The 13313-nt window shown below is 38.9% G+C and carries 17 protein-coding genes and 1 other annotated feature; of the genes, 16 read left to right on the forward strand and 1 reads right to left on the reverse strand.

Annotated features, from left to right (window positions below; translation table 11 throughout):
* Positions 1 to 179 precede the first annotated feature (179 nt).
* From AC2YJL_RS09990 to AC2YJL_RS10065, 16 genes are all read left to right on the forward strand, one after another.
* Positions 180 to 491 (forward strand): hypothetical protein, encoded by a 312-nt coding sequence (locus tag AC2YJL_RS09990; RefSeq protein ID WP_098964915.1) that lies wholly within the window; start codon positions 180 to 182, stop codon positions 489 to 491.
* A gap of 129 nt (positions 492 to 620) precedes the next feature.
* A complete protein-coding gene (locus AC2YJL_RS09995) occupies positions 621 to 1361 on the forward strand; it encodes a glycoside hydrolase family 25 protein (protein WP_251568753.1) in 741 nt (246 codons plus the stop codon).
* 34 nt (positions 1362 to 1395) lie between these two features.
* Positions 1396 to 1722, forward strand: a complete 327-nt coding sequence (locus AC2YJL_RS10000) for a nucleoside triphosphate pyrophosphohydrolase (protein WP_251568719.1) — start codon at positions 1396 to 1398, stop codon at positions 1720 to 1722.
* Positions 1723 to 1760: 38 nt separating this feature from the next.
* On the forward strand, positions 1761 to 2735 hold the full coding sequence (locus tag AC2YJL_RS10005; protein ID WP_251568720.1) for an HNH endonuclease: 975 nt from the start codon (positions 1761 to 1763) through the stop codon (positions 2733 to 2735).
* 132 nt (positions 2736 to 2867) lie between these two features.
* On the forward strand, positions 2868 to 3818 hold the full coding sequence (gene deoR, locus AC2YJL_RS10010) for a DNA-binding transcriptional repressor DeoR (RefSeq protein ID WP_035335328.1): 951 nt from the start codon (positions 2868 to 2870) through the stop codon (positions 3816 to 3818).
* Positions 3819 to 3823: 5 nt separating this feature from the next.
* On the forward strand, positions 3824 to 4147 hold the full coding sequence (locus AC2YJL_RS10015) for a hypothetical protein (protein WP_251568721.1): 324 nt from the start codon (positions 3824 to 3826) through the stop codon (positions 4145 to 4147).
* Between the two features lie 182 nt (positions 4148 to 4329).
* Positions 4330 to 5631, forward strand: coding sequence for a pyrimidine-nucleoside phosphorylase (locus tag AC2YJL_RS10020; protein ID WP_013057477.1), 1302 nt, complete (start codon positions 4330 to 4332; stop codon positions 5629 to 5631).
* Between the two features lie 21 nt (positions 5632 to 5652).
* The gene (gene deoC / locus AC2YJL_RS10025; protein WP_013057476.1) at positions 5653 to 6327 is read left to right on the forward strand and encodes a deoxyribose-phosphate aldolase; all 675 of its coding nucleotides are present in this window, start codon (positions 5653 to 5655) and stop codon (positions 6325 to 6327) included.
* Positions 6328 to 6386: 59 nt separating this feature from the next.
* Positions 6387 to 6785 (forward strand): cytidine deaminase, encoded by a 399-nt coding sequence (locus tag AC2YJL_RS10030; protein WP_028408960.1) that lies wholly within the window; start codon positions 6387 to 6389, stop codon positions 6783 to 6785.
* A gap of 19 nt (positions 6786 to 6804) precedes the next feature.
* Positions 6805 to 7986 (forward strand): NupC/NupG family nucleoside CNT transporter, encoded by a 1182-nt coding sequence (locus AC2YJL_RS10035; protein WP_028408959.1) that lies wholly within the window; start codon positions 6805 to 6807, stop codon positions 7984 to 7986.
* 148 nt (positions 7987 to 8134) lie between these two features.
* Entirely contained in the window at positions 8135 to 8749 is a 615-nt protein-coding gene (locus tag AC2YJL_RS10040; RefSeq protein ID WP_025751370.1) for an AmiS/UreI family transporter, read from the forward strand.
* A gap of 42 nt (positions 8750 to 8791) precedes the next feature.
* Positions 8792 to 9036, forward strand: a binding site (T-box leader).
* Positions 9037 to 9103: 67 nt separating this feature from the next.
* Entirely contained in the window at positions 9104 to 10333 is a 1230-nt protein-coding gene (locus AC2YJL_RS10045; protein ID WP_251568722.1) for an MFS transporter, read from the forward strand.
* Between the two features lie 115 nt (positions 10334 to 10448).
* Positions 10449 to 10835: a DUF4275 family protein gene (locus tag AC2YJL_RS10050; RefSeq protein WP_487374721.1), complete on the forward strand. Its 387-nt coding sequence runs from the start codon at positions 10449 to 10451 to the stop codon at positions 10833 to 10835.
* Positions 10836 to 11104: 269 nt separating this feature from the next.
* The gene (locus AC2YJL_RS10055) at positions 11105 to 11452 is read left to right on the forward strand and encodes a DUF805 domain-containing protein (RefSeq protein WP_251568723.1); all 348 of its coding nucleotides are present in this window, start codon (positions 11105 to 11107) and stop codon (positions 11450 to 11452) included.
* Between the two features lie 50 nt (positions 11453 to 11502).
* Complete coding sequence (locus tag AC2YJL_RS10060; RefSeq protein ID WP_251568724.1) at positions 11503 to 11859, forward strand: DUF805 domain-containing protein; 357 nt, start codon at positions 11503 to 11505, stop codon at positions 11857 to 11859.
* Positions 11860 to 12058: 199 nt separating this feature from the next.
* Positions 12059 to 12196 (forward strand): hypothetical protein, encoded by a 138-nt coding sequence (locus tag AC2YJL_RS10065; protein ID WP_181170503.1) that lies wholly within the window; start codon positions 12059 to 12061, stop codon positions 12194 to 12196.
* A gap of 33 nt (positions 12197 to 12229) precedes the next feature.
* Here AC2YJL_RS10065 and AC2YJL_RS10070 read toward each other — a convergent pair whose 3' ends face one another.
* A complete protein-coding gene (locus AC2YJL_RS10070; RefSeq protein WP_195696736.1) occupies positions 12230 to 13306 on the reverse strand; it encodes an LLM class flavin-dependent oxidoreductase in 1077 nt (358 codons plus the stop codon).
* Between the last annotated feature and the right edge of the window lie 7 nt (positions 13307 to 13313).

Genomic DNA, 13313 nt, shown 5'->3' on the forward strand with positions numbered 1-13313 from the left:
AAACCACGTCTTTTCCTCTCATACATTTTCCACTATTACAATAGTCCTGCACAAAAACGTATCTTTATGAGGGACTATTGATTTATTTTTAGTACACGTATTTTTGCCACTTTTTTCATATACAAACGTTCAGAAACAAAATCTCTGTGCATACATTGAAGACAAAGGGGGAGGATACATTGGGAAAAACAAGTCGTATATTGAAATGGGTCAGCGGAGGATTAGAGGCTCTTTGGGGGATTCCCCTCCTAGGCGGCACCCTGGTTATAAGTCTAGCCTACACGCCGCTTATTCTAATGCTCGCATTGCATGTCGTAGGTTTAGTATTCGCGATTAAAACAAACAAAATTCGGACAGGGCATATCATGGGAATTGTCTGTTCTGCTATTGCGTGGATTCCAATTGTGGGCATGATCATGCATATCTTAACGGCTATTTTCTTACTGATAGAAGCAGCCAAAGATAACGAGCCATCTGAAGACGCAGCATAAAAGAAAAGCCGCCTGATTTTTAGGTGGTTTTTTGTATTTACTATCACAGACTTGAAGGCTATATTATTTTGGGAAATCCTTTTTATGTTAGAATATTAGAAGTATTTTCTAAAAAAGGGGGTAAACATAATAGGCAAAGCCAATCAAAAAAACAAAAGACTTTTTACAGTAGGACTCATAGTAGTCGCTCTTGTAAGCTTTATATTTTTACTATGGAGTAAAGGATGGGTAATTCCTAATGCGATAAGTGCCAACCGTTATGATGTAAAAGGCGTAGACGTATCTTCTTATCAAGGGGAGATTGATTGGAATGTGCTGAGTAAACAAGATATTCAGTTTGCTTTTATCAAAGCAACGGAAGGAAGTTCATTTCAAGATCCTTTATTTAAACAAAACTGGGAACAAGCAAATCGGAAAAACATGCGGATCGGAGCTTATCACTTTTTTAGCTACGATAGCAAAGGTTCCACACAAGCGGCTAATTTTATCAAAGCGGTCTCTCTTAAAAATAACGATTTGCCACCAGTGATTGATGTAGAATTTTACGGAGATAAAAAACAAAACCTTCCGTCTCAGAAACATGTATACAAGGAGCTTTCTAGTATGATTGCACGTCTTGAATCTCATTATGACAAGCGCGTTATTCTTTATACGACGCCTAAAGCGTATGACTTGTATATTAAAAACAGATATCCTGAGTGTGATATTTGGATTCGTGATGTTGTGAAAAAGCCTACTCTTGAAGAACAGCAGAAATGGACGTTTTGGCAGTATACGGACAAAGGACGGTTAAGCGGCTACAAAGGTAAAGAAACGTTTATTGATTTAAATGTGTTTAACGGAAATCAAGCAGAATTTGAAAAATACTAGTTTACTAGAAAGGTAAGGGATGGAGGGGGAAATAATGCCTACTTATAACAAGCTAGTGCGAGATAAAATTCCTGCGATTATTGAACAAAGCGGAAAAACCTTCAAATCACGCGTGCTGCAGCAAAAGGAATATCAACATGAGCTGATAAAAAAAGCAAAAGAAGAGTTTCAAGAATATATAGAAGCCCAAACGCACCAAGAGGCCATTGAAGAACTCGCAGATTTACTGGAAGTTATGCAGGCGCTAGCAGCTGTGCACGGGGCCACGCCAGAACAGCTGGAGAAAGTGCGTGAGGAGAAGGCGAAGGAGCGCGGGAAGTTTGATGATCGGATTTATCTAGTGGAAACAGAAGAAGGGTAGTTTGGTGGTGCAATAGTGGAAGGAGCGAGCGGTGGCAGGTGAGTTTTAATTTAAAAGTAGGAGAAATAAAAAAAGCTTATTTAACAGAACAAGAAATTTGGAAGATCATTAATCAATTTTTCGCTAATGGTCACTTTACCACAACGTATAAATATGGATTAATGAAAGCTTTAATTGAAAACCTATATAACGTTGACAATCGGTTAGTACTCACGTTTGATCAAGTGTATTTTTCCTTTGCTAAAATATATTGGAATTTGGTTATTCATCATGATTTAAATCAATTAAATACACACAATAGACAAGCTGGAATTCAAAAAGAGTTAAAGGAATTTCAGTTAATGCATGGTGTCCCAAATAAAGTAGTATTTGATCGTTTACCAAGTAATCTTCAATTGCAGTTAGTAGAAAGAACTAAAAAAGTGGGGGCAAGGTATGTAGTAGGGGCGTTATACGGAGATATGGAAGGTTCCATTTATGAGTTTGATAAAAGAACAGAATACATAAAGTTTAACAGCAGTATATATATTTTTTTGCAAAAGTATAGACAAATTGTTACTCATTTAACCAATTATCATTTGGCGAAATTTTTAGAAAAGCATAATGACAAAAATAAGTTAGAAGATGTCTTGTTAAAAGTGGAGAATATTTCAAAACGCGAATCGCTGCATGCATTCTATAACATCCTTTGGAAATACGAAACAAAAGAATGTTTTTATTGTGGGAAAGTTCTTTCTGACAAACGCATCGCTACTCATGTAGATCATTTTATTCCATGGAGTTATATCCAATCAGATAATATGTGGAATTTGGTGTTAAGCTGTCAAAGCTGCAACACAAAAAAGAGCAATAAACTTGCTAAGAGTGTATACCTCGAGAAGATGTTTGTTCGTAACGATAATCTTAAATTAACAGCAGTTCACAATGATTTTAACTATTATTCGGAGCGTAAGTTAGAAGCTCTTTATGAGTTTGCTGGAATGAATGGATACGTAGAAAACTGGTCTCCTTAACCCCGAGTATTTCTCTTTTCATTTCAGTTACAAAATCCCCTCTTGAAATTTTGTTCATCAAACAAGTAAACTAAAGACATAAGTTTGGTAAAATTGGGATAAGAAATTCATGAGGTAAGGGAGAACAAGTCGATGGAGATGGATCAAGAGAAATTTAATAAGGTGATTGAAGCGGCAAGGATGTATTATATTCTTGATTATAATCAAAGTGAAATTGCAAAAAAGCTTGGTGTATCAAGGCCTACGGTTTCTCGATTGCTGCAGACAGCAAAAGAAGAAGGCATTGTTCAAATTAAAATTGTGGATTCATCTATCAATAGTGAAAAATTGTCTTCTCAACTTGAACAAAAATTCAATTTAAAAAAAGCAATCGTCACACCGGTGCCTCAATATGAAAATCACATTATTAAAAGTCATCTAGGCGTGGCAGCAGCTGACTATCTCTATGACATCGTAAAAGACGGAGATATTATTGGGGTGACGTGGGGAACAACTCTTTATCAAGTGGCCATCGATTTAAAACAAAAGTATGTGAATGACGTGCAGGTTGTGCAGTTAAAAGGCGGAGTAAGCCATTCGGAAACGAGCACGTATGCTTCTGAAATTATGTACTTATTTGGAAAGGCATACAATACGCCTCCTATGCATCTTCCTTTGCCTGTAATTGTCGATCACGTGGTAGTCAAAAAAGCAATGGAAACGGATCGTCATATTAAGCGTATTTTAGATTTAGGCAAACAAGCCAATATTGCCGTCTTTACTACGGGACCCATTAAAACGGATTCGCTGCTTTTTCAGCTTGGCTACTTTTCCGAACAAGATGTAGAGATGATTTCCTCGCGAGCGGTAGGAGACATTTGTTCACGTTTTTTTGATAAAGATGGACAAATTTGCAATGAAAGCCTGGATGAACGGACGCTTGGACTTGATTTGGACGAACTAAAGAAGAAAGAGTACGCCATTTTAGTAGCGGGCGGGGATCAGAAAATTGACAGCATTTATGGAGCGCTGCAAGGGAAATTTGCAAATGTACTCGTTACGGATCAGTTCACGGCGCGCTTTTTGTTAGATAAACAAGAGTAAGGGAGATGAAGAAGCTGTTTTTTCAAGAGCAAAAGCTTCATCGAATCGAAATAGTAGAAGATATTGTATCTTATTCGGCGCCATCTCTGCAGGAGCAGCGAAACCGGTATCCTTTTCACACAGACGTCTCAAAAGACGGGGTGATTGCCAAAGGAACCACAGGCTATATTATTAAACGGTGGGGAAGAATGTATTTTTCTCCTGATGCTAATCAAAAAGGAATTGAACGTTTTACGCCGCCTGATCAGCCGCATGTATTAATTACTTATAAAAAGGTAAAGAATAAGTATCGAATCATGTTGTCATTTGTGATAAAAGCTAAAAAATAAGGGAAGACTTCCGAGTGCGGAAGTCTTTTTTTATTCACTAAAACAGCGGCTATAAATATTTTTGAACAAATGTAAATATATATGTTTACAATTGTTCAAAGCTATTATATAGTAAGGGTGTAAGTTGTTGAAAACGTTTTAGTGGATGCACAATATGCAGATACTTTTAGGGGGAAAACGTCATGAGAATGGTTGACTTAATTGAAAAAAAACGTAATGGACATGAATTAAATAAAGCTGAAATCGATTTTATTATCGAAGGTTATACAAAAGGGGATTTACCTGATTATCAGCTATCGGCATTTGCGATGGCGATTTACTTTCAAGGAATGACGCAGGAAGAACGCGTAAATTTAACGCAAGCAATGGTTGAATCAGGTGATCAAATCGACTTATCAAAAATTGAAGGTATTAAAGTAGACAAACACAGCACAGGCGGCGTAGGTGATACAACAACACTTGTATTAGGACCTTTAGTAGCTGCGGTTGATGTACCAGTTGCCAAAATGTCTGGCCGCGGCTTAGGACACACTGGCGGTACGATTGATAAACTTGAAGCAGTGCCTGGCTTCCACGTTGAAATTACAAATGAAGAATTCATTCGTTTAGTAAATACAAATAAAATTGCCGTTATCGGTCAAAGCGGAGACTTAACGCCGGCGGATAAAAAACTTTATGCGCTTCGTGATGTAACAGCAACGGTTGATTCGATTCCGTTAATTGCAAGCTCAATTATGAGTAAGAAAATTGCAGCTGGAGCAGATGCTATTTGCTTGGATGTAAAAACGGGGAACGGCGCATTCATGAAGAAACTTGAAGACGCTGAAGAATTAGCAAAAGCAATGGTTGAAATCGGAAAAGGCGTAGGCCGAAATACAAAAGCAATCATCTCAGATATGAGCCAGCCTCTAGGATTTGCGGTTGGTAATGCGCTTGAAGTGAAAGAAGCTATCGACACGTTAAAAGGCGAAGGTCCTGAAGATTTAACAGAACTTTGCTTAACATTAGGAAGTCACATGGTTGTACTTGCTGAAAAAGCAAGCAGCTTAGATGAAGCGCGTGCAATGCTTCAAGAAGTAATTAAAAACGGAAAAGCATTAGAATCGTTCAAAACGTTCTTAAGCGCACAAGGCGGAGACGCTTCTGTTGCAGACGATCCGTCTAAATTACCTGATGCAGCGCACAAAATTGAAGTGCCAGCAAAAGAAGATGGCTACATTTCAGAAATCGTTGCAGAAAAAATCGGCGTAGCAGCAATGAAGCTAGGTGCAGGACGTGCAACAAAAGAATCTGAAATCGACTTAGCAGTTGGTATCATGCTTAATAAAAAAGTTGGCGATTCAGTGAAAAAAGGCGACTCTCTTGTTACAATTCACAGCAATAGTGAAGATGTACAGGAAGTAATGGATATCGTTTATGATTCTTACAGCACGGTCGCTGAAAAAGTGGAAGCTCCAACGTTAATTTATAAAGAAATTCATTAAGAGACAGAGAGGAAGAACAAAATGAGTCAAAACATTACGGGTATTATTGATCATACATTATTAAAAGCAGATGCAACAGAAGAGCAAATTACGGTTTTAGCACAAGAAGCAAAAGAATATTCATTCGCTTCGGTTTGTGTAAATCCAACGTGGGTAAAAAAAGCAGCTGAGTTATTAAAAGATGCTCCAGAAGTAAAAGTGTGTACGGTAATCGGTTTCCCTCTTGGAGCTACTACTTCAGCAGTAAAAGCATTCGAAACAACAAATGCAATCGAAAACGGTGCAGATGAAGTAGATATGGTAATCAACATCGGCGCGTTAAAAGATAAAAACTATGACTTAGTGCAAAGCGACATTCAAGCAGTAGTAGATGCTGCAAAAGGCAAAGCGCTAGTAAAAGTAATTATTGAAACAGCTCTTTTAACAGACGAAGAAAAAGCAAAAGTTTCTGAGCTAGCTGTAAAAGCTGGAGCTGATTTTGTTAAAACGTCAACGGGCTTCTCTACAGGAGGTGCAACGGTAGAAGACGTAGCGCTTATGAGAAAAACGGTTGGACCAGATGTAGGTGTAAAAGCTTCTGGCGGCGTTCGAGGCTTAGAAGATGCAAAAGCAATGATTGAAGCTGGTGCAACACGTATTGGTGCAAGCTCTGGCGTATCAATTGCAAAAGGTCAATTAAGCAACTCTGATTATTGATAAATGACAGCAGGTTAGTACTAGCTAACCTGCTGTAAACTAAGCAAAGGATGATGACGGTGGAGCCAAAACAATTAATAGATGAAGCAATCGCAGCAAGCAAACAAGCACATGTACCATATTCTCAATTCCATGTTGGTGCAGCTCTTTTAACAACCGATGGGAAGATTTATCGTGGATGCAATATTGAAAACGCTTCCTATGGATTGACGAACTGCGCTGAGCGAACGGCTATTTTTAAAGCTGTTTCAGAAGGGGACAAGCAGTTTTCAGCTATCGCAGTTGTAGGAGATACGGACGGCCCAATTTCTCCTTGCGGCGCATGCAGACAAGTATTAGCTGAGTTCTGTGATGATCACACACAAATTATCTTAGCAAACCTAAAAGGAGATTTTGTGATTACCAACATCAACGAAATCTTACCGGGCTATTTTTCATCAAAAGACTTACAAAAATAAGTAAGCAGTGGAGGATACTATGAAATATTTAATTGGCATCTTAGGGTTACTCGTTGTCTTTGGATTAGCGTATCTTGCAAGTAATAACCGTAAAGAAATCAAATATAAACCAATCGTTATTATGGTTGTGATTCAAGTTCTTTTATCAGCTTTACTTCTAAACACAAAGTTTGGCTTGATTATTATCAATGCGATTGCCAGCGTTTTTGGAAAGCTGCTTTCATACGCAAATGAAGGAGTAGAGTTCGTATTTGGCGGAATCGCGAATAAAGGATCAATGCCGTTTTTCTTAAACGTGCTGCTTCCTATCGTTTTTATCTCTGTCTTGATTGGGATTTTACAGCACTTTAAAATTCTTCCTTTCATTATGAAATGGATTGGCTTAGTTCTCAGCAAGATTAACGGAATGGGAAAATTAGAGTCTTATAACGCAGTAGCTTCTGCGATTGTAGGTCAGTCAGAAGTATTTATTACTGTTAAAAAGCAACTAGACAAACTGCCGCCAAACCGTTTATATACGCTTTGTGCATCAGCTATGTCGACTGTTTCAATGTCAATTGTCGGTGCTTATATGACAATGATTGAACCAAAATATGTAGTAACAGCAATCGTGATTAACTTATTTGGCGGATTTATTATTTCTTCTATCATTAACCCTTACACAGTAACGGATCAAGAAGATATTTTAGAAGTACAAACTGGTCATAAACAAACGTTCTTCGAAATGCTTGGCGAATACATTATGGATGGATTTAAAGTAGCGATTATCGTAGGTGCAATGCTAATTGGTTTCGTTGCGCTGATGGCTGCGATTGATAACGTGTTTGAAATGTTATTTGGTCTATCGTTCCAGCATCTGCTTGGCTATGTGTTTGCACCGTTTGCATTCATCATGGGTGTTCCTGCTTCAGAAGTTGTGGCAGCGGGTGGAATTATGGCAACAAAACTTGTAACAAACGAATTTGTGGCAATGATGAGCCTGTCGGATATGGCTTCAACATTCAGTGCTAAAACGCTTGGAATTGTATCTGTATTCTTAGTATCATTTGCTAACTTCTCATCAATTGGAATCGTGTCAGGAGCTGTTAAAGGCTTAAGCGAAAAGCAAGGAAATACAGTAGCGCGCTTTGGTCTTCGTTTACTATACGGAGCTACGCTTGTAAGCGTACTGTCAGCAATTGTTGTCAGCTTTATTTTATAAGTGTAATAGAAACAGAAAGAAAAGCAGTTTCCTTTTTAAAAGGAATTGCTTTTTCTTTTTTACATGTAAACCACAACTCCGTACATCCTAAAGAAAAACATAGACGCAGAGGAGGACAAGAAAAGCTGGGGGCTTTTCTTACTGAAAAATGGATCAAATTGGACTGTTGCTGTCAGGTGCAGCTTTATTTTTAAACGGACTGATGCTGCTTGGAAAAGCAGATGAAAAAAACGTAGGCGTATTTAACTTATTTGTTGGAGCTTTTCAAGTTATTGTTCCGTTTTATTTAATTATTACGTCAGATCAAAGCAACTGGATTTTGTATGAAAGAACGGCAATCTTCTTATTTGGCCTTACGTATTTGTATGTAGGGGTGACGGTATTAAAAGGAATGCAGGGAACAGGACTTGGCTATTACTCGCTTTGGGTATCGATTATCGCTTTAGTGTACGTGACCGTTTCTCTTGTTCACTATCATGACGTAGTTAACGCCATTACATGGATTCTTTGGTCGTTTTTATGGTTTTTATTTTATGTGCTTAATACGAGCAAAAAAGATGTATCTGCATATGTGGGGAAAGTGGCGATCGTCCAGTCGTGGGTGACGTTGACGATTCCAGCGCTGTTTTCACTAACAGGCGTATGGGGAAATAAGGATATGTACAATATGTGGGGAATTGTGCTGGTGGCGTCTATCATTTATTTCGTATATCTAGGGTATCGACTATTCTTTTCTCAGCCGCAAAAAATGATTTTGAAATAAAGTATTTACAAAAAATAGATAATAATGGTAAGATGTTAGAAATTAAATGCCGTGAAGAGAAAAGTAGACAGCGCGTATTCTTAGCAGAGAGCTCCGGAAGCTGAAAAGGAGCAAGAAAAATGCTGTTGAAACAAGCCTCTGAGCAGCGCATTGGATCTAACGTGATAGTGCGACGGCTGCTTCCGTTACAAAGCTAGAGTATAAGCGAAAGCCGTACTCGATAAGGTTTATATGGCGACATATGAACAAACTAGGGTGGCACCGCGATTCATAATCTCGCCCCTAAGACACATGTCTTGGGGGTGGGATTTTTTTATTGACCGAAATCAATAGTGAAGCGGAGGCCTTTCTTTTATGAAAAATAAGCTGTTGTCTTGGAAATACCCGTGTTTATTGCTGTTTGGAATTGGCACTAGCAATATCGGCGACTGGATTTATTTAATTGCTTTAAATGTAATGATGCTTGATATGACGAATGCGCCGCTTGCGGTTTCAGGGCTATACATGATAAAGCCGCTTGCTGCGCTATGTACAAATATATGGTCTGGAAGCTTAATTGACCGCATGAACAAACGGAAGCTTATGATGGTTTTAGATTGGACGCGCGCGGGAATTATTGCTTGCCTTCCGTTTTTCTCATCCATACTGATCATTTATGTGCTGATATTTATCATCAGTATGGCAAGTTCAATGTTTCGGCCGGCATCGATGGTTTATATCACAAAGCTTATTCCACGTGAAAAACGACAAAGATTTAATTCGCTGCGCAGTTTGATTGACTCAGGTGGTTTTCTTATTGGGCCAGCCGCAGCAGGTGCGCTATTTATGATTGGAACGCCTGCGTTTGCCATTTATGCTACTGCTGCAGCGCTGGTATCGTCAGGGATAGTTACTTTGTTTATGCCGAACCTGGATACAAAAACAGAAGTTAAAGAAAATAAGCTGTCTGTAAACACCATTCGAGAAGATTGGAAAGCGGTATTTCGTTTCAGTAGAGCCAACAGATACATTATCACCATTTATGTATTATTCAGTTTCTTAATGGTCATGGCCACGGCAATTGATTCTCTTGAAGTTTCATTTGCAACAAAAGTCATTCGTTTGTCCGAAAGTGAATACGGATTTTTATTAAGCATAGCAGGCGCTGGCATTATGATTGGAGCAGTTGTGAACACACTGTTTGCTAAAAAGCTGTCGACCAACTTTCTCATAGGCGCCGGCAGTGTAGGAGTGTCGCTTGGCTATTTGCTGTATGCGTGTTCGTCTTCTTTTCAAACTATCGGAGCAGGATTTTTTAGCTTATCCTTTGCGTTAGCTTTTGCAAGTGCTGGTTTTCAAACCTTTTATCAAAACAGTATTCCCGTTCACATGATGGGTCGAGTAGGAAGTATCTATGGACTGCTTGAGTCACTCCTGATCATTATCATGACTTTTTTCTGCGGCATGGCTGCGCACATCTTTTCGATTCAAGGAGCTGTAATTGGTGGAAGCCTGGTTATGCTTTTAAGTACAACTGTATTGTTTTTGTGCACGTTAAAGCCGGCGTTTTATAAAGTGAATTTGATCAAAAAGCAAAGAATCTAACGCACGGGTACGAGTGGACAAATAAGCTAAGAAGCCGATAAAAAGAAATGAATACAGGATAAAGGATGGAAAAGCACAGTGAAAATGAAAGATGCGTTAAAGAAAAAAGGAATGTTTGTTAAAAAAATTATCGAATCAAGGTGAATTCTTTCGAAAGCGATGGAAAAATGAATTTGCAAGTGCTTTAAGCGCATCGCAAAAAAAGAAAATTTATATGGACCAATTTTTGTGGCATGCGTTTAGCTATGAAAAGCTCCCTTGCTTGCAAGGAGAACAAGCGATTCAAGCGTTCGAACAGCAAATAATGAACGACTGTTATTTGCTGTTTGAGCATGATGAACGAGTGCTGCAGCTATCTAAATGTAAGCATCTAACAAGCGCTGATTTAAGTGAAAATACAAACATGTATTTAGAAGATTTATATGTGGTTGATAAAAACTTCACGTGGACTTACGTGATTACCCATGAAAGCTCATGTGGACCTTACTTTTACCGCACATAAGTAAAGATAGAGCCTGCCGATTAATACGGCAGGATTTTTGTTATAAAAAAACATTTTATAAATTAAAAGTAATTATAGTAATTAAATGGTTTTTTGACTGAATTTATTGGGTGTTTATTACTAACTATTATCCATCTCTTCCCTATATCTATATTACCATTTGGGATTTTTTCAAAAAATAGGATATGAAATTAATTTTTTGTATGCTAAGGTAATTACTGCTAGTAAGCTTGTCTTACAAAAAACGTTTTAAAAAAGGAGGTTTTTGTATGAAATGGTATTTACATGTACTAAAAAATTATGCAACGTTTCAAGGAAGAGCAACGCGTAAAGAGTATTGGATGTTTGTCTTATTTAATTTTATTATATGGTGTGTGCTTTCAGCTATTGAACTTATAACAGGTATGCCTCCGTTTTTGCGTATAGTTTATCTTGTTGCACTCTTCATTCCATCTCTTGCTGTGACGGCACGCCGACTGCATGACATAGGAAGAAGCGGCTGGTGGCAGCTCATTAGTATTATTCCGATTGCAGGAGCTATTTGTCTATTAATTCTTCTTTGTCTAAGAAGTGAGTCGCAGTTAAACCGTTTTGACGTACCTCATAAAGTTGCGTAGGCTTTTAACGGTTAGGTAGTTTAATTTTATGAAAAAAGAGAGGGTTTATCATGCACTGGTATATAAAAGCTTTAAAAAATTATGCAACGTTTCGAGGAAGAGCAACGCGTACGGAGTATTGGATGTTTACATTATTTGCTTATATCTTTACGCTTGTTCTATATGCCTTGGTTTTTATTGATTCAATTGCTCTACTTGTATCTATTTTAATATTGCTCTATGGAGTAGCAATGATTCTGCCTTCACTTGCCGTTACTGTTCGCCGACTGCATGATACAGGAAGAAGCGGCTGGTGGTATTTAATTAACTTTGTTCCAGTTATCGGAGGCATTTGGCTGCTCATCTTACTTTGTCAAAGAAGCGAAGTAACAGCCAATATTTACGATACATACACGCAGGCATCTTAACCAGAGTAGTTTATTAGTTTAAAAATTAATAAACTAAACGTGCGAATTATTTCTAATTAAAAAGAGGTTGGGACAAAAGTAATTTAGTTGAAGGGAAATCCGAACTAATCGAGATTCTTGATATAGAATCCAATTAGTTCGGATTTTTTCATAGTGTGATGGTGAACGTAAATTTTATGTATGTAGATTCTTCTAGCCGTTGATTGGAGGGCAAGGCGAAGACTCCTGCGGGAAAAGCGGGAGAGGTGAGACCCCGCAGGAGCACAAGCGACGAGGAGGCTCAGCGCCCGCCCGCGGAAAGCGAAGCCTTGCACGGAAATCAACGGCGGTGTCATAAGCGGTTCAGCTCATGTATCTGATTTATTCGTCTTTAGATTGGATTGATTTCATTATGTCTCAATCTCTTTTTTTTATTTTCCCACACGCTGCTGGGAATTTCTTTTCGAAGAACAGGTGCAATATCACTTGCAAAGCGCTCTAGCTGTTCGCGCTGTTCTGCTTCGCTTAGACCGTCTACGCTGATGCTCAGCACTTCGTTTCCATAAGCGCGGTGATAGTCTATTATTTTTTCAATGATTTGCTCCGGACTTCCTACTAAAGCAGGACCGTGTTGAATGATATCTTCTAGTGACGTGAACGGCGATTGATTATGTTTGGCTGCTTCTGTATTGCTAAATGCGTTATAGTACGGGCGATAGCGGCGAATTGCTTCTTCCGTTGTATCGGAAATATATAGGCTGCTTGCCCCCGAACCGACGATGGCCTTGCGTGGATCATGCCCATAATAAGCGAAGCGTTCGCGGTAATGGTCAATCAGCGCTTTATATTTAGCCTGAGGGTGGAAGGAATTAGATGAAAATAGGGGCTCTCCGTATTTAGCTGCAAGTTCTGTAGACAGCGGGCTTGACGCACTTCCATGCCAAACGGGAATAGAAGTTTGAAACGGACGAGGCTGAGTCGTAACGTTAGTTAAAGGCGGACGATAACGGCCGCTCCACGTGACATCTTCTTCTGTCCAAAGCTGTTTCAAAAGAGCGTATCTTTCAGCAAGAGACTCCCATTGTTCTTCTTCTGTAATGCCAAAAAGCGGATAATGACGCGGGTCATTGCCTTTTCCGATAATCAGTTCAAGGCGTCCACCCGACAGGTGATCAAGCGTTGCATAATCTTCAGCTACTCGTACAGGGTCTAAAATGCTTAGAACGGTAACAGTCGTAAGGAGACGGATGTGTGACGTTTTAGCCGCAATTGCACTTAAAACAACGGGAGGAGAAGAAGACAAAAAAGGAGCTCCGTGTCTTTCGCCGACTCCGTAAGCATCAAAACCTAACTTTTCTGCCAGCACCGCTTGATTTAACACATGCTGAAACTTTTCTTGAGCAGTGAATGTTTCTCCAGTAACCGGGTTCGGGATGTTTTGAATAAGACTAAATAAAGCAAATTTCATACGCTTT

Source organism: Priestia sp. SRI_019 (genome assembly GCF_057586255.1).

What these genes read in the sequence shown, in the direction of transcription:
- AC2YJL_RS10000 (WP_251568719.1), top strand. Translation starts at nt 1,396, where the DNA reads ATGCCTACTTATAACAAGCTAGTGCGAGATAAAATTCCTGCGATTATT.
- deoR (WP_035335328.1), top strand. Translation starts at nt 2,868, where the DNA reads ATGGAGATGGATCAAGAGAAATTTAATAAGGTGATTGAAGCGGCAAGG.
- AC2YJL_RS10015 (WP_251568721.1), top strand. Translation starts at nt 3,824, where the DNA reads ATGAAGAAGCTGTTTTTTCAAGAGCAAAAGCTTCATCGAATCGAAATA.
- AC2YJL_RS10020 (WP_013057477.1), top strand. Translation starts at nt 4,330, where the DNA reads ATGAGAATGGTTGACTTAATTGAAAAAAAACGTAATGGACATGAATTA.
- deoC (WP_013057476.1), top strand. Translation starts at nt 5,653, where the DNA reads ATGAGTCAAAACATTACGGGTATTATTGATCATACATTATTAAAAGCA.
- AC2YJL_RS10035 (WP_028408959.1), top strand. Translation starts at nt 6,805, where the DNA reads ATGAAATATTTAATTGGCATCTTAGGGTTACTCGTTGTCTTTGGATTA.
- AC2YJL_RS10040 (WP_025751370.1), top strand. Translation starts at nt 8,135, where the DNA reads ATGGATCAAATTGGACTGTTGCTGTCAGGTGCAGCTTTATTTTTAAAC.
- AC2YJL_RS10045 (WP_251568722.1), top strand. Translation starts at nt 9,104, where the DNA reads ATGAAAAATAAGCTGTTGTCTTGGAAATACCCGTGTTTATTGCTGTTT.
- AC2YJL_RS10055 (WP_251568723.1), top strand. Translation starts at nt 11,105, where the DNA reads ATGAAATGGTATTTACATGTACTAAAAAATTATGCAACGTTTCAAGGA.
- AC2YJL_RS10060 (WP_251568724.1), top strand. Translation starts at nt 11,503, where the DNA reads ATGCACTGGTATATAAAAGCTTTAAAAAATTATGCAACGTTTCGAGGA.
- AC2YJL_RS10070 (WP_195696736.1), bottom strand. Translation starts at nt 13,306, where the DNA reads ATGAAATTTGCTTTATTTAGTCTTATTCAAAACATCCCGAACCCGGTT.